The 26,259-nt window shown below is 58.5% G+C and carries 24 protein-coding genes; 4 read left to right on the top strand and 20 right to left on the bottom strand.

Going from position 1 to position 26,259, the window contains the following annotated elements:
* Window positions 1-282 precede the first annotated feature (282 nt).
* The 6 genes from ADM64_RS04840 to ADM64_RS04815 all read right to left on the bottom strand — a co-directional run bounded on the left by ADM64_RS04840 (window position 283) and on the right by ADM64_RS04815 (window position 7,177).
* On the bottom strand, window positions 283-2,124 hold the full coding sequence (locus ADM64_RS04840) for an LpqB family beta-propeller domain-containing protein (RefSeq protein WP_049193303.1): 1,842 nt from the start codon (window positions 2,122-2,124) through the stop codon (window positions 283-285).
* Window positions 2,125-3,798, bottom strand: coding sequence for an MtrAB system histidine kinase MtrB (gene mtrB / locus ADM64_RS04835; RefSeq protein WP_049193301.1), 1,674 nt, complete (start codon window positions 3,796-3,798; stop codon window positions 2,125-2,127).
* A gap of 78 nt (window positions 3,799-3,876) precedes the next feature.
* Complete coding sequence (gene mtrA, locus ADM64_RS04830) at window positions 3,877-4,551, bottom strand: MtrAB system response regulator MtrA (protein ID WP_049172802.1); 675 nt, start codon at window positions 4,549-4,551, stop codon at window positions 3,877-3,879.
* 54 nt (window positions 4,552-4,605) lie between these two features.
* Window positions 4,606-5,235: a dTMP kinase gene (locus ADM64_RS04825; RefSeq protein ID WP_049193300.1), complete on the bottom strand. Its 630-nt coding sequence runs from the start codon at window positions 5,233-5,235 to the stop codon at window positions 4,606-4,608.
* A 45-nt stretch (window positions 5,236-5,280) separates the two neighbouring features.
* Window positions 5,281-6,735, bottom strand: a complete 1,455-nt coding sequence (ahcY, locus tag ADM64_RS04820) for an adenosylhomocysteinase (RefSeq protein WP_049172800.1) — start codon at window positions 6,733-6,735, stop codon at window positions 5,281-5,283.
* 67 nt (window positions 6,736-6,802) lie between these two features.
* Window positions 6,803-7,177, bottom strand: coding sequence for a DUF4259 domain-containing protein (locus tag ADM64_RS04815; RefSeq protein WP_049191146.1), 375 nt, complete (start codon window positions 7,175-7,177; stop codon window positions 6,803-6,805).
* A gap of 349 nt (window positions 7,178-7,526) precedes the next feature.
* Here ADM64_RS04815 and ADM64_RS04810 point away from each other — a divergent pair, with 349 nt between their 5' ends.
* Window positions 7,527-8,285 (top strand): hypothetical protein, encoded by a 759-nt coding sequence (locus ADM64_RS04810; protein WP_048731662.1) that lies wholly within the window; start codon window positions 7,527-7,529, stop codon window positions 8,283-8,285.
* On the opposite strand, the gene manA is transcribed toward ADM64_RS04810, so the two are convergent.
* The 4 genes from manA to ADM64_RS04790 form a co-directional block, all read right to left on the bottom strand.
* Window positions 8,282-9,484 (bottom strand): mannose-6-phosphate isomerase, class I, encoded by a 1,203-nt coding sequence (gene manA, locus ADM64_RS04805; protein ID WP_048731660.1) that lies wholly within the window; start codon window positions 9,482-9,484, stop codon window positions 8,282-8,284. The two genes, ADM64_RS04810 and manA, sit on opposite strands and share 4 nt — an antisense overlap.
* Window positions 9,485-9,570: 86 nt before the next feature.
* Window positions 9,571-10,587 carry a hypothetical protein gene (locus tag ADM64_RS04800; protein WP_049193299.1) on the bottom strand — a complete coding sequence of 339 codons (1,017 nt, stop codon included), beginning with the start codon at window positions 10,585-10,587 and terminating at the stop codon, window positions 9,571-9,573.
* 38 nt (window positions 10,588-10,625) lie between these two features.
* Window positions 10,626-12,005 carry a phosphomannomutase/phosphoglucomutase gene (locus ADM64_RS04795; protein WP_080985611.1) on the bottom strand — a complete coding sequence of 460 codons (1,380 nt, stop codon included), beginning with the start codon at window positions 12,003-12,005 and terminating at the stop codon, window positions 10,626-10,628.
* Window positions 12,006-12,121: 116 nt separating this feature from the next.
* Complete coding sequence (locus ADM64_RS04790; protein ID WP_005509890.1) at window positions 12,122-12,529, bottom strand: DUF3499 domain-containing protein; 408 nt, start codon at window positions 12,527-12,529, stop codon at window positions 12,122-12,124.
* Between the two features lie 172 nt (window positions 12,530-12,701).
* On the opposite strand from ADM64_RS04790, the gene ADM64_RS04785 reads away from it, so the two are divergent.
* On the top strand, window positions 12,702-13,184 hold the full coding sequence (locus ADM64_RS04785; RefSeq protein WP_049172790.1) for a metallopeptidase family protein: 483 nt from the start codon (window positions 12,702-12,704) through the stop codon (window positions 13,182-13,184).
* Between the two features lie 371 nt (window positions 13,185-13,555).
* On the opposite strand, the gene ADM64_RS04780 is transcribed toward ADM64_RS04785, so the two are convergent.
* The 4 genes from ADM64_RS04780 to rfbD all read right to left on the bottom strand — a co-directional run bounded on the left by ADM64_RS04780 (window position 13,556) and on the right by rfbD (window position 17,353).
* Window positions 13,556-13,924, bottom strand: coding sequence for a WhiB family transcriptional regulator (locus ADM64_RS04780; RefSeq protein ID WP_005510060.1), 369 nt, complete (start codon window positions 13,922-13,924; stop codon window positions 13,556-13,558).
* A gap of 320 nt (window positions 13,925-14,244) precedes the next feature.
* The gene (locus ADM64_RS04775; RefSeq protein ID WP_049191147.1) at window positions 14,245-15,402 is read right to left on the bottom strand and encodes a sugar phosphate nucleotidyltransferase; all 1,158 of its coding nucleotides are present in this window, start codon (window positions 15,400-15,402) and stop codon (window positions 14,245-14,247) included.
* 41 nt (window positions 15,403-15,443) lie between these two features.
* Window positions 15,444-16,367, bottom strand: a complete 924-nt coding sequence (locus tag ADM64_RS04770; RefSeq protein ID WP_049193297.1) for a glycosyltransferase family 2 protein — start codon at window positions 16,365-16,367, stop codon at window positions 15,444-15,446.
* Window positions 16,368-16,378: 11 nt separating this feature from the next.
* Entirely contained in the window at window positions 16,379-17,353 is a 975-nt protein-coding gene (gene rfbD, locus ADM64_RS04765) for a dTDP-4-dehydrorhamnose reductase (protein WP_049172786.1), read from the bottom strand.
* A gap of 168 nt (window positions 17,354-17,521) precedes the next feature.
* On the opposite strand from rfbD, the gene ADM64_RS04760 reads away from it, so the two are divergent.
* Window positions 17,522-19,156 carry an LCP family protein gene (locus ADM64_RS04760; RefSeq protein WP_370449382.1) on the top strand — a complete coding sequence of 545 codons (1,635 nt, stop codon included), beginning with the start codon at window positions 17,522-17,524 and terminating at the stop codon, window positions 19,154-19,156.
* Here ADM64_RS04760 and ADM64_RS04755 read toward each other — a convergent pair.
* Together ADM64_RS04755 and ADM64_RS04750 are read right to left on the bottom strand one after the other, a co-directional pair.
* Window positions 19,153-19,413 carry a HypC/HybG/HupF family hydrogenase formation chaperone gene (locus tag ADM64_RS04755; protein ID WP_049172782.1) on the bottom strand — a complete coding sequence of 87 codons (261 nt, stop codon included), beginning with the start codon at window positions 19,411-19,413 and terminating at the stop codon, window positions 19,153-19,155. The genes ADM64_RS04760 and ADM64_RS04755 overlap by 4 nt on opposite strands.
* Before the next feature lie 4 nt (window positions 19,414-19,417).
* Window positions 19,418-20,773, bottom strand: a complete 1,356-nt coding sequence (locus tag ADM64_RS04750) for a nickel-dependent hydrogenase large subunit (RefSeq protein ID WP_049172780.1) — start codon at window positions 20,771-20,773, stop codon at window positions 19,418-19,420.
* Window positions 20,774-20,813: 40 nt separating this feature from the next.
* On the opposite strand from ADM64_RS04750, the gene ADM64_RS04745 reads away from it, so the two are divergent.
* Entirely contained in the window at window positions 20,814-21,173 is a 360-nt protein-coding gene (locus ADM64_RS04745) for a hydrogenase maturation nickel metallochaperone HypA (protein ID WP_187271236.1), read from the top strand.
* On the opposite strand, the gene ADM64_RS04740 is transcribed toward ADM64_RS04745, so the two are convergent.
* The 4 genes from ADM64_RS04740 to ADM64_RS04725 form a co-directional block, all read right to left on the bottom strand.
* The gene (locus ADM64_RS04740) at window positions 21,170-21,754 is read right to left on the bottom strand and encodes a hydrogenase maturation protease (RefSeq protein ID WP_049193329.1); all 585 of its coding nucleotides are present in this window, start codon (window positions 21,752-21,754) and stop codon (window positions 21,170-21,172) included. The two genes, ADM64_RS04745 and ADM64_RS04740, sit on opposite strands and share 4 nt — an antisense overlap.
* A gap of 61 nt (window positions 21,755-21,815) precedes the next feature.
* On the bottom strand, window positions 21,816-23,084 hold the full coding sequence (gene cybH, locus ADM64_RS04735) for a Ni/Fe-hydrogenase, b-type cytochrome subunit (protein ID WP_016422187.1): 1,269 nt from the start codon (window positions 23,082-23,084) through the stop codon (window positions 21,816-21,818).
* Window positions 23,081-24,829: a nickel-dependent hydrogenase large subunit gene (locus tag ADM64_RS04730; RefSeq protein WP_049193295.1), complete on the bottom strand. Its 1,749-nt coding sequence runs from the start codon at window positions 24,827-24,829 to the stop codon at window positions 23,081-23,083. The genes cybH and ADM64_RS04730 overlap by 4 nt, the downstream gene beginning before the upstream one ends.
* A 13-nt stretch (window positions 24,830-24,842) precedes the next feature.
* Window positions 24,843-26,081 (bottom strand): hydrogenase small subunit, encoded by a 1,239-nt coding sequence (locus tag ADM64_RS04725; protein WP_016422185.1) that lies wholly within the window; start codon window positions 26,079-26,081, stop codon window positions 24,843-24,845.
* Between the last annotated feature and the right edge of the window lie 178 nt (window positions 26,082-26,259).

The raw sequence follows: 26,259 nt of genomic DNA, 5'->3' as shown, positions 1-26,259 counted from the left end.
CCACTGCCCCGTTCTTTGGCCGACAAAATGAGATGTCTCCTCGCACCCGAGTACGGACCGCAGGTCCACGCTGCTGCGCGTAACGCAGCCCGCGGTGAAAACCGCACTGGAGGTTGCTGAAGATCGTCCTTGCAACCGCGACACAGCGCCCCGGAGCAGCCGCACACCGGACAGGTTTCCGGTATCACGAGGCCGATCGCGTCGCGAGTGACGTCGTAAAGCGCGCGCAGAAATTCCTGCGATGACCTCCCCTGCGCCATTAATCCCCTCCCCGATTTGCGCTTATTCCACAGACACCGGGGCCATTCGACCGCGCGCACCCGGAACCTGGCGCCAGAACTGCTGCTGCCCCTCGCTGGAGATCAGCTCCATGACACCGGTGGCATCCAATGCGTAACGCTTCGACGAGGTCGCGGTAACTACAGGAATTGGCGGTGTCAGGTTGAGCTTCGGCAGAACGGAGCTAGTCGCACCGTCCGGGAAGGCACTCCACATCGGGGTGTCTCCGCTGTAACCACCCACCGTGACCGTTTGATTCGGCGACCACGTCAGCGACACCGGGGAAACGTTTTCAGGGAGCGGCAGAGCACGCGGGTGCGTCAACTTCCACGGTTTATCGTCATGCCTTTCGATGGTGGCGATATAGACTTCACCAGCGATAATCATCGCTACCTGCGTGCCTGAAGAATCGACGCGGAATTCAGAAATGCCGGCGCTCGGGCGCCCCGTGCCTGCGCCGCCGTCAAGAAGGTGATTGAGCTCAGAGGTATCAACCTCCTCCTGCTGAATCCGAGATGACGTCGACTGCCGAACCAGGCGTACGACGGTTGTACCGTCCTTCACTGTCCAGACCGCCTCGGCGTCTGGAGACCATGTCGGACGGGTGAGACTCTCGCCAGTCAGCACAGGAACCGGCTGATCTTGTATTCCGCCGAGCATCAATGTGGACTCCCCGAGGTCATACGACCCAGCACGACCATCCACGGCCGAGCGGAACACGGCGGCAATGAGCTCGCTGCCATTGGGGTTGGTGCCCACTGCCGCGGAGAACACCGCGGTGCTGCCGCTGGCGGTCCAGCCGCGTCCCACAGGTGTGGCGTGGCCGTCAGCGATCTCGTAGATACCGCTGCGGTCGACCGTCCGTAACGGTGCGTTATCAGCCGGTAGATGATTCGGGTCGTAGAGCTGGATTGTGTCGGTGTCCTTCGTCCACGGCTCGTCGTGGCTGGCAACTAGTGGTTCGCCGTCGGCCATGAGGATCCACGGACCACGGAAATCTGCCGAGTCGAGAGTCCAGATAATCTGCGCCGCGAGCATGACACGCAGTTCCTCGGAAACATCACCCAATCCGGTGATTTCGACCCTGCGACCGTCCGCGTTGGACACAGGTCCTGCTTCCACCGCAATTGAGGCATTGGGCTTGAGCACGGTGGTGACGCCCGGCCGCAGTGGTGCTGATGGGCCGTTCTTCAGCTTCGTCAACAGATTGGTCGCGCCATCGGTGACGCCACGATAGAGCCAACGACGATCTGTGACCAAATGATTACCCGCCGGATCGAGGAAATAGATATTGCGAGGCACATTGTTTTCCAGGAATGCCTGACGCTCCATGACAACACCGTCGGGCAGCGAGGAAATGCGCCACTGCCCATCCGAACCAAGCTTCATCTCCACGGTTTCCTCATAGTCACCGGACTGGGGCTCATACGCACCATCAGTACCGAATTGACCAACGCTGCGACCTCGGGCAACGAAGGACTGTCGCGATCCTCCTTCATCCCTCTGGGCGATGAGGTTGACACCGTCGAGAATGCGGGCACTATCCTGCGGTTTCCAACTGGCCGCAAGTTCCGGGGTCATGAAGGCACGCATAGCTTGAAAATCATCAACCGGATGCGCGGCCGCGGCGAAAAAGTCGCGCAGGACAATGTCTGCATTGACATTCGGTCGTGGCTGAGGAACTTCAATACGAACTTGGGGCGGCTCAAACGGACGCAGCACCTGGGGGCTGGTGTTTCTCGGAATGGTGGTACATCCTGCGGCCGTGCCCAAAATGATCACTGAGCTAAGCGCCACTGTCTTACGCAGGACGCGACGAGCCTTTGACTGTTGCTGCGCCGTCATTTAAATATCCTCCTCTCGTGCCTGTCGGGATTCGCTATCGCTAGTCGGCTGCCCCTTACCCTGATCCTGGCTCTTGACTTGCGGTGCAATCGAATCCGATTCCAACTCCCGTGCACCAATTTCCTGCTGATGCGGAATCTGATCGGGCAGCGGCGGAACTTCCAGGCCGAGCGGATGCTCACCGAAGCTCGCATCAGGCTCCAGTGGCACAGTCAGGCGGAAACAGCTACCGACCGTCGGCACGCCAAATGCCTCCAGTTCCCCACCGTGCAATTGTGCGTCCTCGCGCGCGATTGCCAGGCCAAGTCCGGTACCGCCGGTGCGTCGGACGCGCGAGGGGTCAGCACGCCAGAAACGGTTAAACACCAGTTCCTGCTGCTCCGGCTTTAGCCCCACACCGTGGTCAACGACCGTAAACGAAACCGCGGAATCGCTCGCCCGCACTGTGACATCCACCGGATTGCCCTCACTGTGGTCAACAGCATTGGCCATAAGATTGCGTAGCACGCGCTCGATACGACGCGAGTCGACTGTTGCCATTACCGGTTCATCGGGCAGGTGGAAGCGGATGGGCGTACCGGTCTCCTTAGCCACGACTGTTACCTGCTGATAGGCAGCATCCACACAGCGACGGACATCGACCTTTTCTGCAGACAGGTCAGCAACGCCGGCATCGTGGCGTGAGATCTCAAGCAGGTCATTGAGAAGCATCTCAAAACGCTCAAGCTCCTCATTCATCAGCTCAGCTGCGCGGCGAGTCGCCGGATCGAGGTCCTCAGCGCCGTCAGCAATAAGGTCGGCGGCCATACGCACCGTGGTCAGAGGCGTCCTCAACTCATGCGAGACATCGGAGGTGAACTGTCGCTGCAGACTGCCGTATTCCTCCAGCTGTCTAATCTGCGTCGACAGCGATTCGGCCATCTTGTTAAAGCTCATGGCCAGTCGCGCCATGTCATCTTCACCCTGCACGACCATGCGTTCGCGCAAGTGGCCGTCGGCAAAGCGCTGGGCAATCTGGGCGGCGGAACGCACTGGTGTCGTCACCTGATTGGAGAAGAACCAAGTAATACCGCCGAGAAGCGCCATGATGATTACTGTCGCACCGGCGAGCAGACCACGAACCAACTTAATAGTCGATTCCTCTGCGGCCATAGAGGTGACCAGATAGAGCTCGAGCCCATCAACCGAAGTAGAAGTGGGGCTACCGATAATTAACGCCGAGTACGTATCGCCGCGGTTATCAGTGACTTGGCGTACCTGATACGCAATTTGCCCTTGTCGGACTACTTCATGCAATCGTTCTGGGACATCAGCCTTAATCGGCGATGAAGCCAACACCGTGCCTCGCGGCACCGGCGCCACGAGCAGTGGTTCATAACTTGTCAATGGTGCAGCACCGGAACCGGCTGCACGGTTCACAAGGGCATCGCGCCCCACGTTGAGCAGAGCTTGCAGCTCGTTGGACGAAGAGTTCTCAATCGCCCGCTCCACCACTGCGCGAGCACGGTCAATTTCCTCGTCGGCAGCGGTAACCTTTGCGTCGATAAGCCGCTGGGTAACAATAGTCGCCAGCGCGAAACCGAGTACCGCAATCACCATCGCGCTCAGTACCACCACAGAGGTCAGAATGCGCGCTTGGATAGACGTGCGCCAGAGCGTAACCGCCCAGGTCACTCCCCTATTGGTGAAGTCTCGAAGCTTCGTTATTAATCGACGCAAGAATCGGCTCCCACTAAAGCTGACTGGCCTTGTTTAGTCACCCGTCTTGTACCCGACACCGCGGACGGTCAGCACAATCTGGGGGTTTTCCGGATCCAGTTCAATCTTCGAGCGCAGACGCTGAACGTGAACGTTGACCAGACGAGTATCCGAGGTGTGCTGATATCCCCAGACCTTTTCCAACAACTCATCACGGGAAAAGACCTGCTTCGGACGGGATGCAAGAGTGTGCAATAGGTCAAACTCCAACGGGGTCAGAGAAATCTCCTTGCCATCACGGAACACGGCGTGACCGGGCACGTCGATGGTCAAGTCGCCGACCTCGAGAGTCTCACTCGGGCTGTCGTCTTGACGACGCAGCCGAGCGCGCACGCGCGCCACGAGTTCCTTCGGCTTAAAGGGCTTTGTGACATAGTCATCCGCACCGGATTCCAGGCCGAGGACCACATCGACCGTGTCGGTCTTCGCAGTCAACATGATGATCGGCACCGCCGATGTCTCTCGCACAGTGCGACAGACATCGACACCACTCATGCCCGGCAACATGAGATCCAGCAGAATCAAATCTGGGTTCTCCCGCTCTGCTGCCTTGACAGCTTCGAGGCCATCGTCGACTACTACTGTGTCGAAGCCCTCGCGCTCCATCACCATCGTGAGCATTTCGGCGATGGCCGGATCATCATCAACAACCAGGATTTTTGAGCTCATGCATCATATTCTAAACGTAAAGCTATCTAGTTCTGTAGTTTCCCGTTGAGGTGGCTAGCGCAGGCGTGCACTGATCCATTCCACAAGGCGGTCCGCCCCATCGTCCCCCGTAAGCATCAGCCATGGTGACTGCCACGAGCCTTCCGCGAACTTCTGGTACGCCGCTAGTGTGCGCTCCTGCAAACTCGAGTCCTTTTCGTAGGCATCCCTCGTTCGCTGCACATCAGAGGCTTCCCGCTTGCGTGCGCGGTCGGCTGCCACTCCCACCGACGTGGCCAGACAGACCTGAACGTCGGGAAGCGGAAGTTGGAAATCTCCGAATTCGGTCTTCTCAATCCACCCGACGATCGCCGGATCCTGTGTGCGCGCCAGGGAGTATGCCGCGTTGGATGCGACGTAGCGATCGATAATCAGAACATCGTTCTCGCGCACTGCATCAACAATCGCTTCACGACGTTCTTTGCGGTCCAGAGCGAACAGGAGTGCCATTGCCCAAGCGGAGTCCGCGGTGTCGCCGAGCTGACCGTGCAAGGCTTGATCGGCGAAATCAGCGAAGATTGTCTGCCGGTACGCCGGAAAGGTCATCGAAGAAACGGAGTGTCCTTGACTTCGGAGTTGATTGGTAACAGCTGTGACAAGCGTGTTCTTGCCAGCACCGTCGATTCCTTCGACTGCGATAATCAAATTCTTCTCCTCGCACACATGGCTACGGCCTAGCCTTGGCTAGAACTAGTAGCGGTAGTGCTCTGGCTTATACGGGCCCTCGACGTCAACGCCGATGTATTCGGCCTGTTCCTTGGACAGTCGGGTGAGCTCACCGCCGAGTGCCTCGACGTGAATGCGAGCGACCTTCTCATCCAGAATCTTCGGCAGACGGTGGACAGTGTTGTCGTACTTATCACCGTTGCAGTAGAGCTCAATCTGCGCGATTGTCTGGTCGGCGAAGGAGGTCGACATTACGAAGGACGGGTGTCCGGTGGCATTGCCCAGGTTGAGCAGACGCCCCTCGGAAAGCACAATCAGAGAGCGCTCCTCGCCGTCTGCATGCGGGAAGATGTACTCGGTGACCTGCGGCTTGATCTCCACACGACGGACATCATCGCGGTGGTGCAGGCTGTGCATGTCAATCTCGTTGTCAAAGTGGCCGATGTTGCCCAGCAGCGCGTGGTTCTTCATCTGCTGCATGTGCTCGAAAGTAATGACGTCCTTGTTGCCTGTGGCGGTGATGACAATGTCGACATCTGCGATGACGCTCTCAGTAGCGACGACGTCGAAACCGTCCATCAATGCCTGCAATGCGTTAATCGGGTCGGCCTCGGTGACCTGAACGCGAGCGCCCTGCCCCGCCAGCGCCTCCGCGCAGCCCTTACCCACATCGCCGTAACCGCAAACCAGCACATTCTTGCCGCCAACCAGCATGTCGGTACCGCGGTTAATGCCGTCCAGAAGGCTGTGGCGGGTGCCGTACTTGTTATCGAACTTGGACTTGGTGACGGCATCGTTGACGTTCATGGCCGGGAATGGCAGCACGCCCTGCTCTGCGAAGTGGTAGAGGCGGTGGACACCAGTGGTGGTCTCCTCTGTGACACCCTTGACCGACTTTGCAATTCGGTGCCAACGGCCGGCATCCTTCTCCAAGCTGGCGCGAAGCATGTCCTTGAAGGCAATAAACTCGTCCGAATCCGACTCTTCTGCAGGCGGCACCAGGCCAGCATCCTCGAATTCCATACCCTTAATGACAGCCATGGTGGCGTCGCCGCCGTCGTCCAGAATCATGTTGGCATCTTCATCGCCCCAGTCAAAGATGCGGTCGAGGCACCACCAGTACTCCTCCAGCGTCTCGCCCTTCCAAGCGAAAACCGGAACACCCTGCGGATCCTCCGGAGTGCCGTTTCGCCCAACGACGACAGCCGCAGCGGCCTCATCCTGAGTGGAGAAGATGTTGCACGAGGCCCAGCGGACCTCTGCGCCCAGCGCCGTCAAGGTCTCGATGAGCACTGCGGTTTGAACCGTCATGTGAATGGAGCCGGAAATACGGGCACCGGCCAGTGGCTGCTGCTCTGCGTACTCTTCGCGCAGCGCCATTAGGCCTGGCATCTCGTGCTCAGCCAGACGAATCTGGTGACGACCGGCCTCAGCCAGGGAGAGGTCTGCAACCTTGAAATCAATGTTCTTCGAGGACATGTAACGCTTTCTCTAGATTCTTTGACGTGAGATTCTTCTTAAAGAATCACTACTGGGGACGCGAGAATTACTCTACCGCTTCGACGCAGTTTTCCAGCGCCGCCTGGTCAGACTCACTGAGTTCCCCCAGAAGACTATCGAACACCTCGGAGGCGATAGCCAACGCATCCTCCTCGCTGCCGTGTGCCTCCGAGATTCCCTCCCGAATGAAGCTGTAGTCCTCCACAATGTCACCGCCGCTAAATGGCGCACCATTCCAAATTGCAATAATCACAGCCGCCGCGAGTGCGCATGCTTTCTCATCGCTACTTTCGGAATCCACCCCAATGCGGCCAGCATCAATCAATGCACCAACGCGATCCTGCGAGTCGAGATCCTGAACCTCATCGAACAGTTCAATGACCGAATCGCTACCAAAAACCTCAGTCTCCCAGATGGACATGATAGGTGGCCACGCTCCTTTCGCGCTTCGAACCAATTGCCAGTTTTCGTCTTCGACGAGCGCTTTCCAAAGAGCGCTTTTCGACGAGCCCACGGTAATCTGGCCGCCGACCAAATAGCTGTCGCCTGCACGTACCGCTAGCCGGAAAACCGCATGTGGCCTTACCGAAGTTCTACCCGACTTTTCGCCACTTTTACAGTGCGAGAGACTTATTTAATCCCCTCAACACAATTTTCACCCTAGAGAGAAGATAACGGGCATGTTAAGTTAGTTCCCAGACCTCGTAATGTAACTGTTATCTTTTTCGTTACAGGGCGATTTCACGCATGACACGAAAGGAGTACCTACCATGGTGAAGAAGGCCTTTGGAGCTCTTCTGCTCGCAGCCCTTCCCCTGAGCGTTTCGCTCGTTGGCTGCTCCGATAGCAGTGCTGCCGAGGGGGCGAATCCGGAAAACGCCGGCTCTCAGTCGAAAATGGAGACCTCTGCTCCACTACCTCCAGTTCCTAGTGATGCCGAGCTGCAGCAGAGCACTGAATCGAATTCAGATTCCTCGCTGACTGAGACGACTGGCAGTCTGGTACCTCGTCCGACCACGCCATCGAGCACCGAGATTGTAGAGGATCCGTACCTGCCACCGCAGGCGTACATCCCGCCGACTTCCACAAACTCAAGTACGACAACTCCGACGTCGACCACATCAACACCTCCGACGACCACGGAGACCACAGAGCCCACGTCTGACGACGTTTCTTCGCCGACGCCCAGCAAGCCGGTGCCACTGCTACCGGAAGATAACTCGGAAAAGCCGAACGACAGTCTTCCGGAAGGCGACGGTGACGCAGCAGCTGAGCCGAAGCCGCCTTCATCGCAGGCGCAGTCTCAGTCGGGTACGCAAACCACAACTCCGTCCGAGACTCCTCAGAAAACTCCTTCGAACGAGCCGACGTCCCCGAAGGGGCCGACACCTCCGAACAACCAGGCCCCTTCGAAGGAGAAGGACACCGCTGGCGGCAATGGGGCTAGCAATAGCAAGATTTCCCCAATCCCGGAAAAGCCAAAGGACTCCGGATTCCTGGGAAATCTCTTCGATAACGACGAGGACTAACCCACCCGCGGGACGGTCGCGACAAAGACGGTTGCCCCGTCTTGGCGCGCAGTCAGCTCAATATCGGCTGCGTCGACAGCCGGAACCCAGGCCGCATGGCCGCTGGGAACCTCAACCACGGAGTCGTCGTGACGCAACGTAACCGTGCCCGCTGTAGACAGCACAACCGTGGCGGAATCTTCGTCGAGCAGAACATGTTCGCCCGGCTCCAGGTCCCGCGAACGAAGGCGGAACTCGCGCACCGGCGCGTCATAGTCATTCCAGCCATCATCGGTCAGCCGCGACTGCAGCACCGGATCTGGCAGCGGGCGGAAAGAGAGCACGCGCAGTAGCTCTACGACATCGACATGCTTAGAGGTCAGGCCTCCGCGCAGCACGTTGTCGGAGTTGGCCATGATTTCCACGCCCATGCCATTGAGGTAAGCATGCAGCTGTCCCGCACCAAGGTAGATGGCTTCGCCCGGCTGTAAGCGAAGGCGATTAAGCAGCATCGAGCCCAGGACTCCCGGGTCCCCCGGATACTTTCGAGCCAGTTCGCAGGTGGTCTCGGCTACTCGCGAGAACTCCTCGTCCTCGCCACTGTAATCCGCGCACTTGGCAGCCACGGCTTCGACCAGCTCATCGAGGACATCCTGGGGCAACGTCAACCACGTTGTAAACAATGCCCGCAGAGCGCTCTCGTCATCGGCGGCATCGAGCAGTCCCATGTAGTGGTCGAACTCCGGTACCGCCAGCGCCGCGAGCAACTCCTTCGTGCGCTCCACCGGGCGGAATCCGGCCAACGCGTCGAAGGTAGTCAGGGCGACAATGAGTTCTGGCTTGTGGTTATTGTCCCGGTAATTGCGGAAATGTGCAGTGGCCGGAATGCCCTCCGCATTTTCGCGTGCAAATCCCTCCTGAGCTTCTGCCAAGGTGGGGTGTGCCTGCAGCGACAGCGGCTCATCGGCTGCGAGCAGTTTCAACAGGAACGGCAGCCTGCCGTTGTCGGTGTCAATTGCGCATCCGAGCGCAGCCGCCGGATCCTGCGCAATGAGCTCATCCAGCGGCGTGCCGGCTACGGTGGCCGATGCCAGTGCATGCGCACCAAACCACAGTTCCGCCCAGGGCTTCGATGTGGGAGCGTCCGCACCGGTGATTCTCGCCAAATGTGTACGAGACCCCCAGGGGTACGACTGCAGCACGGGGTCCAACAGCTCCATGCCCGTATCACTCCTCTAATAGTCACTACTGGCGCAAGCACGCCAATCTCACCGAAGCCCCAAAAGCCTTCGGTGACACCCGGCGATTACGCAGAAAACGCCGCAATCGCACCAACTCTGGCTGCAGTAACACATACTTCAACCAGTGGATGATGAGTCTCCGCATCGAGCGCAGGGCACTCCACACGAGCCCATCCAGCTTCGCCGTAGTGGTCCCGGTAGTGGCTCACATTGTTCGGCGCAGCTAAAACAATCGCCCCCAACGGTAGCACTGTCGCCCCTTCATCCCCACCATCAATGAACGGGTCATAGAAAATATCCCGGCTTGCCTGGGGTTCTGCAGCGAGCAATGCGCCCACGCTAAGAGACAATTCGCTTATCGACGACGCTGCCGAGACCACGCCTGCCTCGAGCATCTGTAACGATGCCAGCTCCGCTACCGGCGCCAGCGCCGAGGTCGTCGACACTGCAAGCATTCTGCGGCCTGCCACCCACTGCGCTACCTGCCGCGCGGGGTTAACTGTTTCATCTCGCTGCGGAGCACAAGCGGCAATATCGGCGTCCACCGCATCGGCGACTTCCTCGACTATCCCAGCCGGAGCCAGAGCGGTGGCGCCACATTCGGTGAGCGCGCTGGCGATGGCACCGACATAGGCGGTAAAGGACGCCGACTCCGCCATCGCCGGGCGCGGAACCACAACCGTATCGGGGCTACCTGCGGCACGCAATGGCCCTTCACCGGGATCCACCACGACCGTGGCTGCTCCTCGCCTATGAGCTTCAGCCAGAGCTGCACCGAGTGGGCTGCCGGGGTTGTCGTCACAGACGATGACCAAATCGAGGGCGCCGACATAACTGGGCAACTGACGCGCAATTACGACCGGGCAGCGGATGTCGTCGGCAAGCGCGCGCACGGATTCGGCGGCGAGCTGCGCCCGACGATTTCCCACGAGGATGACCGCGCTGCGCGGCAGTGGAAGTTGAGCAAACGCTCCCCCGCGAGTCGCGGAGGCAGCAGCTCTGAGACCTGCGCCGGCAGTGGCCATACGGTAGAACAGGGCCTCTTGGCGCGGGTTATGGGAGGAGTCGAATGACGAGGTCATACTCCCAAGCATGCCTGAAAACGGGCGTGTGGGGTTGATTAACCGCGGATGATGCCGAGAACTTCGTCGACAAGCGCATCGACCTCAGCACGCGTCGGCGCCTCGACGTTCAGACGCAGCAGCGGCTCCGTATTGGAGGCCCGGACGTTGAACCACGCCTTGGAGTCCGCCAGCTCAATGGTCAGGCCATCCATCCAGTCCGAGGACTCGGTGCGATCGGCAAAGGCAGTCTCGATTTCCTTCTGCTTTGCCTGCTGCTCCTCTGCGCTGCCCAGGCGGGAATTAATCTCGCCGGAGGCCTCGTAGCGGTTGTACTCGGCCATGAATTCGCTCAGTGGCTTATCCTGCTCTGCCAGTGCGGCCAGGACATGCATGGCGGCGAGCATGCCGGAGTCAGCGTTGAAGAATTCCTTGAAGTAGTAGTGCGCCGAATGCTCGCCACCAAAAACAGCACTGTGCTCGGCCATTTGCGCCTTAATAAAGGAGTGCCCAACACGGGTACGAACCGGGGTTCCGCCGTTTTCCACAATCATCTCCGGCACGACGTGTGAGGTAATCAGGTTATGGATGATAGCCGCGCCCGGGTTCTGCTCCAGGTAGCGGGTGGCCACCAACGCACAGATGGCCGATGGGCTGACCGGGTTGCCCTTCTCGTCGACGACGAAGCAGCGGTCAGCGTCGCCATCGAAGGCAATACCGATGTCTGCGCCCTGCTCCACCGTGAACTTCTGCAGGTCAACGAGGTTGGCGGGCTCCAATGGGTTGGCCTCGTGATTCGGGAAGTTGCCGTCGAGCTCAAAGTAGAGGTCAGCAACATCCATGTCTTCTCCGAGCACTGCCGGGACTGTCAGTCCTCCCATACCGTTACCGGCATCGACTGCGATCTTCAGGCGACGGCCAGAGCGGATGTCGACCAGCCCATGGAGGAACGCCGCGTAATCCTGCAGAACATCCTCGTGATCAATTTCGCCCGGAGTGCCGGTGTACTCCGGGATTCCGTCGACAAGCAGATCCTTAATCTGAGCAAGCCCTGTCTCCTGCCCGATCGGGCGGGCGAGCGAACGGCACATCTTGATGCCGTTGTATTCAGCTGGGTTGTGGCTGGCAGTGAACATCGCGCCCGGGCATTCCTTTACTCCGGAGGCGAAATACAGCTCGTCCGTAGAGGTCAGGCCGAGCAGGGTGACGTTGAGCCCCTGTGCAGCCGCGCCGTCGGCGAAACTAGCCGCCAACTCCGGTGAGGACTCACGCATATCGTGGCCAACTACGGCACGTGTTGCGCCCTCTGAACGCATGATGTGTCCGAAGGCGGCGCCGATGGCTCCGACAAGATCCGCGTCGATGCCCTCACCGACAACACCGCGCACGTCATAGGCCTTGATGACGGCATCCAAATCGGAACGATTGTAAGTGCCCACGAAAAACCTCTCTGGGTAAGTATCAGTTTTGTGAAAAATGATACTAGCCACAGAGAGGCTCTCACAAAGAAATGCCGCGGCAAGATGGCATGAGCTGGGGCACGGCGCCCGACCCGTTAGTCGTCCGAATCCTCCGGATCGCGAACTACATGCAGGTGACCGCGCGCGGATTTCCGCGTCGACGGGTGGCGGCTGGAATCAATCTTGTAGGTCTGCGGACGGTTGTCGACCTCATCCCGCAGCACCAGGCCAGTCGCGTTGCGGCCAGCTTCACGGACGGCTTCCGCCAGTGCGGTCAAATCATCATCGTCCTGGGCGGGCGTCGGCACGTCGTAACGCACGAGCTCCCACCCCAGCGGTGCGGTGATAGAACGCGCGTGCTTCTCACAGAGATCCCAGCTATGCGGTTCGGACGCGGCGGCGAGCGGACCCACCACAGCCGTCGACTCCGCGTAGGCATACGTCAACGTAGCTACGGCAGGTTTGCCACAGCCGGGCCGGCAACAACGTCTAAAAACACTCACGGCATCAAAGTCTAGACCCTAACTTTAAGTTTCGATAGTTTTTCTCCCACTCGGGCGTTTTTCGCTTTCCGACGCTCCCCCGGGGCACCCCAGCCTTACCCAGTAAACCTGCGACATGGCCGGAAGCTGGCCTCACCCACGTTGACGATCCGACCGATTAAGCTCAACAAATATGAATTCATCGGCTTATACTCCGCGCTCTTTGCGACGCTCACTGCGACGCGGTCGCGGACCTCGGGGTCCTCTGTTGCCGCCGGAGGTACCCCGCTGGAAGAGCCGTTCAGAAGCTTTTGACCAGGCGGTTATTGACGCCTACGCCCCATTGGATCAGCACTGGTCCCGGCAACTGTCACACCTGGACATCGCCATCGACACGATTCCTCGCATGCAGTTGCGCCCGGACATGTATTTCCCGGAAGAGATTGTCGCTGACGGACCTGTACCGCTGGGACGGCTTATCCCCGCTGGCATTGACCGCGTAGGCAACCCCACCCGCCCCTGCGTAGTAGTGTTCCGCCGCCCCATTGAGCGCCGTGTCTCGGGTCGAGTGGAACTGGACCAGATGCTGCAATATGTACTGATCCGCCTGGTGGCGGTATATCTGGGCATTGATCCGGTTGAGGTGGACCCTAGTTTCAACGAGAACTTCCTGTAGAAAGCTTTCTTCTAAGGAGCTCCCTAGAGACCGGGTTAATAGACAAACAGTGTGTGATTCTCAAGATAGTAACTGGTCAGGCCCCATAAATTACCGGCTGCACGCGTGAATACGGGCTGCAAATGTGAAACTGTGCAAGTTTATGACACTTTCAGGCCATTTTTCGGGCGATTTTTGTCATAAACGCAGTCAGTAACTCGCATTAAGAACTAAGCGACAAAAGGGCCCACCCAGCGACATGCTGAGCGGACATATTTTCGTCTATTAACCCTAGAGAGCAGGAAAAACTCCTTCACCGAAAAATCCCCCAGGGTATTACCCAAGGGGAAACTGCGAGGTCGAGCGAGGGATAAAATGCAGACCCGGCTGCCCTAGCCAATCTGCCGCTTCAAACGGCGGCGCTCACGCTCAGAGAGGCCACCCCAAATGCCGAAGCGCTCATCATGCTCGAGAGCAAACTCCAGGCATTCATCTCGCACACCACAAGCACGACAAATACGCTTTGCTTCGCGAGTGGACCCACCCTTCTCAGGGAAGAAAGCTTCTGGATCGGTCTGGGCACACAGAGCTTGCTCCTGCCAGTCCTGATCGACGGCTTCAAACAACCCCGAAAGGTCATCTGCCCACTCTGTCAACGGCCGAGGCTGGTTTTCAGAGGAGCTATCATTCACAGCGATGTCACCCGCATTCGTCTCACTATCCACAGCAGAGCCGCCATCAAACATGCTGGACTTTTCCATGCCGAGGGCCTCCTGATGGTTGTTGCTGCGGGTCTTTAAATTGGGCTTAGTGTGCGAAACACACATTTGTGATTACACACGTGTAACCCACCATCGGTCAAGCCGAATAGAGAATTTGCCCCAATACTTTTCATTGCCCCTGAAGCCCCTCCCCCCGCGTTGGGGATTAAGTTCAGGTTGAAGGATGGCCCCCGGACTCTAAACCTGCCACCTGAACTCAATCACATTCGCCACATGCCTCTCACCAGCACCTTTGGCGACACTTCGGCAATTCTAATCAGATATTGCCGACAAAAGTCTGACACGCCGAAGGCTGCAGACTAGACATCCGTCGAAAAACGTACTCCGTGATCGGGGATCTGGACACCCGGCCACACACGGATACCGTTGATCAATTCACAGCGCGCACCAACGACGGCACCCTCGCCGATAATGGCATCACTGATGACCGTCCGCGGGCCAATATCGGCGCCATCGGCAATCACAGAGCGCTCAATCACAGCACCGGCACCGATGCGTGCGCCGTCGAAGATCACCGATTGATCAATCCGAGCTCCCGCACCAATCTCCGCCCCACGTCCGACGACAGAGCCACCGTAGAGAAGAGCGCCGCCACCGACCGACGCTGATTCGTCGACAAGCGCTTCGCCGTGCTTACCCTCTAGTAGCGGTGACGGCGCGATACCGCGGACCAAATCGGAGGAGCCGCGGACGAAGTCACCCGGAGTCCCCATGTCACGCCAGTAGGCGTAATCAACGTGACCGTAGACGTTCATACCGCGGTCAAGCAGCGCTGGGAAGATTTCACGCTCAACGCTAATAGGACGACCAGCCGGAATCGATTCGATAATCTCGCGGCGGAACACGTAGATACCGGCATTAATCTGATCGGTTGGCGGATCCTGGGTCTTCTCCAGGAACTCCAGGACGCGCCCATCCTCATCGGTCGGGACACAGCCGAACGCGCGTGGATCCGGCACACGTACGAGGTGCATCGTGACGTCCGCATCCTTCTCCGCGTGAGTACCCAACACCGCACGCAAGTCGGTACCGCCGAGGACATCGCCGTTGAAAATCATCGCGGTGTCATAGCGCAGCTTGTCTAGGACGTTTCGGATACCGCCACCGGTACCCAGCGGCTCAGCTTCAAAGACATATTCAATTTCGAGACCCAAATCCGAACCATCGCCGAAGTGTTCTTCAAATACTTCAGCTCGGTAGGAGGTACCCAATACCACGTGCTTCATACCTGCTGCACGAATGCGGCCAAGCAGGTGCTCCAGGAATGGATGCCCTGCCGTGGGCAGCATCGGCTTCGGCGTATTCACAGTAAGGGGGCGCAAACGCGTACCTTGCCCGCCGACCAGAATGACAGCGTCAGTCTGTTCAGCCAACGTGGCTCCCGCCTGCTGTGCAGCATCCGCTCCCGGCTGGAAGGCGGAGCCATTCCCAGCACTCGGACGAACTTCGGTAGTCATGAAATCGGTAACTTTCTTCGATGGATTATTCCAACAGTTAATTAATTCCTACGCTTTTTGACCGCGATTATGACTTTGCCACGCAGGAACAGCCCCAAACGCAATGCCAGTCGCACAGGTGCCAGCGCCGGCCCCGGCAGGCGATCTGACATAAAACGGTATGCCGACTCGTGATGGGCCTTTACAGTAATTTCTGGGTGCTTACTGGCAGAATGCCCCTGCGCGTGACGAATCTCTGCACGAGGACAGAAAATATTCCTCCAACCAGCCTTGCCCAGTCGGTCGCCCAAATCCACGTCCTCCATGTACATGAAGTAGCGGGTATCAAAGCCATCAATCTGGTCGAACGCATCCCATCGCAGCAGCAGGCATGCGCCCGACAACCAGCCGGCCGGTCGCTGGCGATCCATATCCGCGTCATCCCGATAGCGCCGTGAGAAAGGGTTAGTAGGCCAGATGTCGGCGAGCAGCGCGTGTCCGATACCGCTGACAAGCTCAGGAACCGCGCGTGCCGACGGGTACACGCTGCCATCCGCCTCGCGAATCAGCGGACCAATCGCTCCGGCTTTGGGATTGCGCTGCGCGCATTCCAACAGAACATCGATTGCGCCAGGGGCAAACACCACGTCAGGGTTGACCAGCATGACGTAGTCAGGATTAATCTCACCGGCACGGCGAGCCCGTCCCAGCTCCGCAATGCCACGGTTGGCGGCCGCGCCATAGCCAATGTTGCCGCCGGTGCGCAGAAGCTGAACATCCGCTCCGGTCTCCTTAGCCCGAGCTTCTTCCTTCTCCACGGAACCATCCGTCGAGCCGTTGTCGGCCATGATCAGACGCGTGGAGGCACTGGCGGCGGAGCCCAGCGAATCCACCAGCTTGCTCAGGTGCTCACCGGGCGAAAAGGTCACGGTGACCACACCGAGCGGAAGCTGCGAGGGTTGCGGGGAATTCGAGGTTGCATTCACAAACCTAGACCCTAGGTCAGGACTGCCCGCAAAGTGTCCTGCCACTCCGGAAGTGAATGTAGACCTACCTCACTCCATGCGGAACCATCCAACACGGACCAGGCCGGACGCGGGGCCGGACGAGGGAACTCACTGCTGGTACACGCCACCACACGCTGTGGATCGTGACCGATGAGCCGAAACACTTCGCGAGCCACTTCGAACCATGTTGACTCACCGCTGCCCGTGACATGGAAGGTGCCGGTCGGTGCGCTGCTCGGTTCGGACAACACGCGATCGCACAACTCCCAGATAGCTCCGGCGAGGTCACCAACAAAGGTGGGGTTGCCGTGCTGATCGTCAACGACCTTAATAATTGCCGGATTGCCCTTGTCATCAGTCGCCGTCTCCGCCAGACGCATCATCGTGGAGACGAAGTCCTTGGCCTCTGGCTGTGTGGGGCCCGACCAGACCCACGCCGTACGCAAAATAGCGGAACGCGCGCCCGAATCACGCACATTGTTCTCCCCCACTAACTTGGTACGTCCATACATAGTCTGAGGTGCGGTGAAATCATCAACTCGCAGCGCTCGGCGCTGCCCCGTCATCTCATCGATTGCTACATCACCGAAGACATAGTCGGTGGAGATGTGAATGAGATACGCGTCTTCCTTTTTCGCCCGAGCCGCCAAGTACTTCGGTCCGAGTGCATTGATTAGGTGTGCCGAACCGGGATCGGATTCTGCACCATCGACATCGGTCGCCGCTGCCGCGTTAATGATGATGTCGACGTCGTCAAGCAGAGGCGTTGCCTCCACAGCATCCGAATCAGTGATATCCAACTGTGCCCGAGTGAGAGCGCGCACCTCAACATCGGCGGCGAAAGAATCACGCTGAAGCGCAGTACCCAGCTGTCCAGCAGCACCAGTTATGGCGACAATGGGACGCCGCGAATTGCTGTGGGTTGGTCCATGAGTGGCGAAATGCGAGACTGATATTTCAGACATATTCTTCTTTATCACTATCGTAGATACGATTGACACTGTGTTGAGGTGCAACCGGATACGGATTGACACTGTGTTGAGGTGCCACCGCACACGGTTGGACGGTTAAGGTTTATGTAGTTTCCGCAGCTGCTTACTGCTCTCCACGATGTGTGGAATGCCCACGCAGACATGCAGCACAAATTATATTTTCGAAAACGGTTTAAGAGGAGCCCCGGTTTGAGCAGCCACACGCCACGCGCGCGTCACGCACGCGATATTCAAGCGCCACCGTCCTCTGCAGAGAGTACCGCCCAAGCTTGGCCGCCGATGCTGCGCAATGCGCTTGTGCTGCTCTCGGCCATTATCCTGGTTATTTCCGCAGTTGGCTGGTGGACACTCGGTAGGACCACCGACAACTTGGGTTCGGGTGGCGACTTCGGTCTGGGCAGTGAGAAGGACGGTGCAACCGATATTCTGCTCGTCGGCTCCGACTCCCGCACCGATGCCCAGGGCAACCCGCTGACTCCGGAAGAAGTTGAGCTTCTGCGTGCCGGCGACGAAGAAGCCACGAATACAGACACGATTATTGTGATTCGTGTTCCTGCCGATGGTTCTTCAGCGACGGCAATTTCCATTCCGCGCGATACCTATGTCCACACCAATCGCCTAGGCAACACAAAGATCAATGGTGTCTACGGCAATACAAAGCAGATGGTGGAAGAAGAACTCGCAGGAAGCGGGGCCTCGCCGGAAGACATTGAGCGTCGCTCGACCGAGGCCGGACGTAGAGCTCTGATTGAGACCATTAGCGACCTCAGCGGTATCACCGTTGACCACTACGCAGAAGTTGGCCTGCTCGGCTTCGTCCTGCTCACCGACGCCATCGGCGGTGTCGATGTATGTCTGAATGAGGCTGTTTACGACGAGTTCTCTGGTGCGGACTTCCCGGCGGGCTCACAGACGTTGAAGGGTGCCGACGCGCTCTCATTCGTCCGCCAGCGCCACGGCCTGCCCCGCGGTGACCTCGACCGAATTACTCGCCAGCAGGTCTTCATGGCCTCGTTCACCAATAAGCTGCTCGGCGCTGGCACACTGTCCAATCCCGCGAAGCTGTCTGAACTGGGCAACGCTGTCCAGCGCTCAGTGGTGCTCGACGACAACTGGGATGTCACCGGATTTGCTACCCAGATGCAGGGCCTCAGTGGTGGCAACGTGAAGTTTGAAACTATCCCGGTGACCTCGATTGACGGTGTTGGTGACTATGGCGAGTCGGTGGTCACAATCGATAAGGGCCAAGTCCACCAGTACTTCGAGACCCTGCTGGGCACCAAGGAAGAAGAAGCTCCGACGAAGGAAGAAGACGATAAGAAGGCTGACCCCAACGCGGCTGAAACTACAGTCAGCGTTTACAACGCCACAGGCATTGAAGGTTTGGCCAGCGGCGTCTCAGGTTTCTTAACAGAAAAGGGCTACACCCAGGGAGAGGTCGGCAACGCTGAGTTCGCCGGCGTTGCCTCCAGCCAGATCAATGCGGCTGACCCAGAGGATCCGGCAGCTCAGGCCATTTCTGAAGCACTCGGTGGCGTACCGATTGTCCACGATCCATACCTCGATCCGCACCACATCTCAGTGACGATTGCCGGTGACTACGACGGCCCAGGATTGACATCAGAGGGAATGGCCACTGATTCGGGCGACGGTGCCGAACCTGCGCCTGAAGTTGAAGATGGTTCCAATGGCGACATCATCGGCCAAGAGGGCGGCGAAATTCCGCAGGAAGATCGCCCCGCTATTGACGCCGCTGGCGTGACCTGCGTGAACTAGGTCCGCCCCTTCGGGGAGACCTCAGCGACATGTTCGATGAGGTTATATTCCTCAATTGCGGCTAAGGACTCCTTGGCCTCCTGTTCGTCCAGCACGTTCATGATGAACCCGTTCTGGACGAACACCCAATCACCTGCCACCAGCTCAGGCACGTACATTGCCGAGCATTGCCGCTTCTGCCCCGCCATATCCACTGTCGCCATCGGCAGTGGACCATCGGCTATTGCCAAAACCCGGGCAGGAATTCCAAGACACATCGTGTTACTTCGTCCTCTCCGCTACAGTCGGGGCGTCCGCCGAACCACGGCTATCCGTTGTCATATTGTCCGCAGGTGCACCGGCATGTTCCTGCATCGTGAATGTCATCACTCCCGCAGGTGCCGAACTACACGGTAAGCACGGATCAGCGGCCCAGATGGACTTCTCGACCCCCGCAGCCTCTCCGCCGCCGCACAGCTGCTCGGTGAGCATACGAGTCAGCCAGGGTTCGTTCTGCGCAGTTGGTGTCATGATCTGACAATCCGTGATGATGCCGTCAGCCCCTGCCGTATAGCGATGCACTAACAGCCCGCGCGGCCCGTCAATCATCCCGACACCACTGCGATGCCCTTCAAAGTCAGCATTCTCAATCGCTGTCGCAGCATTCGGATCGCACACATGCTCGCCGAGCAGTTCCCCGTCGGAAAGCACCCGCCTCGCCCAAGCCACGGTGTCAGCGAGAAGCTGGCGTTGGGCGTCGCGTGGGCTCACCCCACGCTTATCGACGACAACCTGTCTGGAGACCGGCCCCACCCGGTAGAAATCGGCCCGCTGACCTTCACAGCCATGCTTGCCCAACTCCTTCGAGGCATCAAACACCGGTCTGGGAGCGGCATCGCCCGGACGGGATTCACGAACGCGTGTGGGCCAATCAGCAGCCGGGAAAATCTCCGCCGCGGTATCGGTGTCATGCCGCGCGACTGCGAGGTAATTTCCCAGCGGCGCAAGCTCACCGTCGGCATCGACAACTGCCACGTCGAGGCCGTCAAAAGTATCCGTCCAAGCATCAGGGGCATCGGGAGTGGGAAGAAGCTCCACTTCCTTGATTACCGCCGTCTCAGCCAGTACCTCCAGAGCAGTTTCTGCCTCAGAAACCAGCGTCTTATCCACTGTCGCGCGCACACCGCCGGGGACGGCGACATCCGGGAAGTGCGACGGTGCCCCCGCTGCACGCATCAGAGCTTTTCCGGCACGCTTCATTGCCCGCGCCCCCTCGCGGTCGACGGCCACAAATTTGGTCGCTAGATTATCCAAGGTCGACCCGGCCGCCAGCAGCTCTCGAATCAACTGTGCGGTTCGAGGAATGTCGAAGACCCCGTAAAGGTCCTCTACCGCCCGCACGCCTGCAAGATGATGCACAACCGGGCACAGGCCACACAGCCGCTTGGTGATATCTGGTACAGCCAGCGCCTGCTTGCCCACGAGCATCCCGTCGATACGCGGTAGCCCTGAAAGGTCGAAGGACACCTGTGTGATGGCGCCGTTGTCATCGCGATAGACATCCAGTCGTGCCTCGAATGGGTCAACAAGCTCATCGAGCTGGATGTGCTGGGTAACCGGAACGGATTTGGATGACATGGTCCGCCTGCGCCTCCTTTGCGCTGAGTGCTTCGCCATAATGGTATCTGTGCATGAGCTTGGATTGTTGACCAGCGTGGTGGAAAAGATTGCCGAGGTCTGCCCGGGACGCACCGTGACAAAGGTGTCAATGCGTGTGGGCGACCGCTCCGGAGTCGTCTACGATTCCCTCATCGCCGCGTGGCCCGTGGCCAGTGCCGCGACACAGTGTGAGGGCGCGGAGTTAGACGCCGAGCTCATTGTGTCGACGGTCTACTGCCCCACCTGCGAGGCCGAGCATGAGATCGATGAATTCTATGCTCTAACCTGCCCCGTCTGCGGCACCCCAACTGCGGATCTACGGCACGGCCGCGAGTTTGAAATCTCCAGTATTGAGGTCAACGCTGAGGGCGAGAGTTAGACGCCGCTGTCGTGCTCGTCGGCAAGCCAGCTGTCGATGAGCTCACGCGCAACCTCAGTCGCTTCCTCAATGCCGACAAGTGCCGTGTCGCTGAGCCCCACCACCATGTCAGCCGACTCGTAGACCACTCCCACCACACCGACGCGCGCAGGCTCCTGCCCCAACAGGCGCGCCGCGGTGAGCAAATCCAACAAGCCGACCTGGTGCGCGGACAGCTTTGCCGCCAATAGTCGAGGAATCTGGTCACCGACAAGCTTGACGACGGTACCGGGATCCCCCGGACCAGCGAGAGCATCGAGCAGCAATAAGTTCTTGGCCTCCTGCACGAGGGGCAGCAACTCCATACCGCAGGTGCCGCCATCGATGTAGGCAACCGCACCCGTCCATTCGTCCCCTCGCCCGGCGATGTTCGCAGGATCATCGAGATTAGAGGGCGACCAGACCAAATGCGCAGAATCTCCGGCCTGAGTTGCCTGCCTCATGCCTGCAGATTCCAGTTCCGGGGCGAGGCGCCTCAGCAGTTCGAGACCAATGCCGTCGTCGCCCATGACGGGGTTGCCGATGCCAAGAACCGTCACCAACGGAGTGCCAGCATCAGCACCGGTGACTGCGTCGGACACCTTATCGTTACCCAATGATCTCCTATCCAATGCGTGGAGAGTCAACCGGTTGCGTGCCGCGCGGTAGCCAGACAGAGCCACCAATCATCGAGGACAGACCACCGTGGTTGTGTACCGCATCAGAGCGGATAACCAGGTAGACGTGAATGATGGCGAAGAGCCAAATCAGGTACATGATGATTGTGTGAATCAGGCGGAAGTAGCCGATGCCAATCCAGTGCGTGGGCATAGCCAACAGCTGGAAGAACCAGTTGGACTGGTCCATCATCGCGTATAGCGACAAACCTGTGAGCATCTGGATGAAACACATCGCGTAAATGCCGGTGTACGCCAGCTGCTGCAGCGGATTGTGTGCGAAGTAGAACGGCCCTTCCTTGCGCAGGAAGAGGTAGTACTGCATCGTGTGCCAGAGGTCTTTAACATCCTGCTTGTTATAAATCGGCCATAGCGCACGCCATCGTGTTTGTCGGTCGTGGGTAACAAACAGCAGAATGACACGCCATAGCCCCACCGCGATCCATAGGAATCCGGCTAAGAAGTGCGCGAAACGGACATATCCCATCGCGAATCCCGCGGCCGAGCCGTCATAGGTGCGCTCAGTCAAATAGGGCTGCATGATGTACCAGCCAGTAAAGGTCATCACCAACATCAGCGCCAGGTTCAACCAATGTTGAACGCGCAGCGCCCATCCCCACAGGTGAACCTCGACCCACGAACCGGAGCCCTTCTTGTTCTCCGCAATGGCCTCGTCGAGTTTCCGCAGCCCCATTGCCACGAATCCTTCGAAGATGAACTCTCCGATGATATTTCCGTCTTTGTCAATGGGCGCAAGCGCGACGCCCATGCTGCGGTGCCCGCGACCATGATGCATGTTCGCGTTACGACGAAGTAGAACGCCTTCCTCACGGGACATCGTGGATGCCTCAACGACCGCATTCAATTCACCGCGCATGATGGCGACATCGACCGTTTGATCCGCAATGTTGAGGCCGTGCACCTTGGCAATGGAGTAACGGCGGTCAGGCGTCGCCGGGTCGTAGGAATCCGGGGTCAGTTTCATCAGTGGCGTGCCGTCGAGGTGGAAAAGATCGTCACGACGACGACGCAAGCTGACCTTTAGCGCAAGGTCGACAGGATCGCGGGAGTCGTCCGGGACAATTGCTGCGGCCTGAATGACCTCGGATGGCGACAACCAGTGGCTGGTGTGTGCGTCAATAACCGCAATAACCAGGGGGTTGCCCTTGGAATCTTTTAGTCGCAGTTCCGGATTTTCACTCACTGGGGGTGTCATGCCGTCGTCACCTTAAACATTTCCTGACCAGCCGGATCCAAAATGTGGACTGCGCAGGCCATACATGGATCGAAGGAATGAATCGTGCGAAGTGGTTCAAGCGGCTGCTCGGGATCAACCAGCGGATGTGTGCCATCGCCAGCCAGCGCGTGCTCGTATGGGCCAAGCTGCCCCTTCGAGTCACGGCCACCGGCCAGCCACGTGGTGGGAACCACGGCTTGGTAGTTGGTCACCTTGCCATTTTCAATTTTGACCCAGTGGCTGAGCATGCCACGAGCGACCTCGAGGAAGCCCACGCCCTGGCACTTTTCCGGCCACGTGGTCGGCTCCCAACGGCTGTTGTCGAAGACATCGATGTCGCCGTTCTTCAGGGCCTCAACGAACTCCGGGAAAATGTGATCTGCCAAGTAATTGGCGGTGGTCACAGACTCCACAGCACGTGCGTAGGTGCGTCCCGCAGTGGAGTTCATCTGCTCAATGCGCAGGTCGAGCTTATCCATGACCTCGTCGACCAGGCGCATTGTCTCCGGCTCCTTCTGCAGGTATGCCAACAGCACACGAGCAACCGGGCCAACTTGAACAGCGCGACCGTCGTAACGCGGCGCCTTCGACCAGGTGTACTTTTCATTGTCCGACAACCACTCGTACGGCGGCTTCGGGCCGGTGTAGTTCACAGTTGTTTCGCCGTCATACGGCTTGAGGCCGACATCATCGCCGGCTTCCTGCGTATACCAGGCGGAGTTGATGAATTCCTCGATCTTTTCCGGCTGGAATGGGTGGAGCTTGGTGTAGTCACCGTCGAGAATGACACCGGGCTTGATGTCTGGATGCACGGTCTGGACACGGGACTTAGCCGGGTCGCCGGAGTAAGTGGCGCCGGCCATGCCTACCGCCAGGAAGCTGTCGGAGGAGCGACCGATGTCGAAGTAGTCCTTGTAAACGCTCATGATGGCGACTGCATCTGGGTAGAAGCAGTCATTGACGAACTCCACAATCTCGTCGATCCAGGACTTGATCTGATCAATGCCGACTTGGTTGACCGTCTCAGAGCGTTCCGGGTCGATGGAGCACGCCATGCCTCCGACCAGGAAGTTCGGGTGTGGATTCTTACCGCCGAAGACGGTGTTAATGCGGATGATAGAGCGCTGGAAAGCCAAGGCGTCGAGGTAGTGCGACACTGCCATCAGGTTGGCCTCAGGCGGCAAGCGGTAGTCCTCATGTCCCCAGTAGCCGCCGGTGAAGATGGACAGCTGGCCGGAGTCCACAATGCCCTGCACGGTCTCCTTGACCCGGGCGAAGGTTTCTTCGTTGTTGCCCTTCCACGTCGAGCCGATCGACTGCGCGAACTCAACGGTCTTCTTCGGATCTGCCTCGAGAGCCTTCGTGACATCAATCCAGTCCAGACCGTGAAGATGGTAGAAGTGCACGACGTGGTCGTGAATCTCCTGCGAGCCAATCACCAGGTCGCGAATACGACGTGCCTGCGGGGGCGGTGTCGAGCCAATGGCATCTTCGACAGCGGCAATGGACGCCACCGAGTGAGTACCCGTGCACACACCACAGATACGACCAACGAATGCCCAGACATCGCGAGGATCGCGGTTTTTCACAATGGTTTCGATACCGCGGAACTGAGTAGTCTCACTCCACGCGGTTTTGATCTGGTCTCCCTCGCGTTCCAGCTCAATGCGAAGGTGTCCCTCGATTCGGGTAATCGGGTCGATTACAACTTTTTCCGTAGCCATGTCCTATGCCCCCTTAGTTGTCCTTCGAATCGGATGCTGTCTCGCTCTGCGTGCCTGGTGCGTTTGAAGGAAGGTCGACCATCGGTGGCTTCCGGCCTTCCACACCACCAAACGCAGCCAACACCTTTTCTTCGCCGTTGGAGCGCCTTATCTTCAGTTCCTTCACCAGTGTGAGTCCGCCATGGACCGCGGCACCTGCGGCAGTGGCAGCCAGCAGTCCAACGCCGACCGTGTTCACGCTGGACTCCACTCCAATACCCGGGATTCCCGGCAGCTTGTCGTAGAACGGAGTGAACTGGTCGAAGAAGTCCTTCTCAGTACAGCCAATACATGGGTGACCAGCACCAATTGGCCAACCGGACTTAAGGTTCCACTGCACGATTGGGCATGGGCTAAACGTGGATGGCCCCTTACAGCCGACCTCGTAAAGGCACCAGCCGTTTCGTGCGCCTTCGTCGTCGAAGGTTTTCACGAACTGACCGGCATCGTAATGCGCGCGACGCGGGCAGGAGTCGTGAATACGCTGGTCATAGGCAAACTTTGGCCGCCCCTCAGCGTCGACCTCCGGTGTCTTGCCATAAGTGAGTACGTACGTCAGGGTGGCCGTAATCACCTCACCAATCGGCGGACAACCAGAGACGTTAATCACCGGCTTGTCCTTGATAATCTCATCGACACCCTTGGCACCGGTCGGATTCGGCTTAGCAGCCTGGACAGAACCCCAGACTGCGCAGGCACCAACGGCCAGGATTGCCGTGGCCTTCTCAGCAGCCTCGAGCAGCACCTGTTCTGCCGACTTACCGCCAATGGTGCAGTACGCACCGTTCTCGCCGGTCGGAATCGAGCCATTGACCACCAGAATGTGATCCTCGGCATTCATGTCGTCCAAAGCCTTTTCAGCCGCATGCCCGGACGGTGCCATGAGCAGCTCGTTGTAGTCCATCGAAACCAGGTTCAGCACCACATCTTCAGCAGTGGTGCCTCCGGAACGCAATACGGATTCCATACATCCGGTACATTCCTGCAACTGCAGCCAAGCCACCTTCGGCTTCTTTACAGCCGAGAGCTTATCTGCGATTTCCTCCGCCGAGGGAGTCAGTGACTGCGCCGCAGCCTCACCGACATTCGGAGTTCCGGCGGCAAAAATTGCCGCCATAGTGCCACAAAACTTCATGAAACTGCGCCGTGAGACACCAGCTCTAGCGAGGTTTTCGCCGAGGGTCCCTTCCTGCCAATTCGCGCCACTAATCATTTTTTCGCTGCGCCTTCTGCTTAGTTATTAGGAATATTGGTTTCGAGGTTTTACAACTACCAAGGCCCATTGCCTATACATGGCCAAGTATAGCGACCTAAGAACAACCTGAATAATGGTGCTGCGCTGCGGTTATAACAAAATAATATGCAAGATAAATGTTGCGTAAATATAGCTC

This window comes from Corynebacterium sp. 401_CJEI, assembly GCF_001076435.1.
GTDB classification, from domain to species: Bacteria; Actinomycetota; Actinomycetes; order Mycobacteriales; family Mycobacteriaceae; genus Corynebacterium; species Corynebacterium jeikeium_D.
The sequence above is the reverse complement of the archived record's forward strand: the minus strand, read 5'-3'. Positions and strand labels throughout refer to the sequence as shown.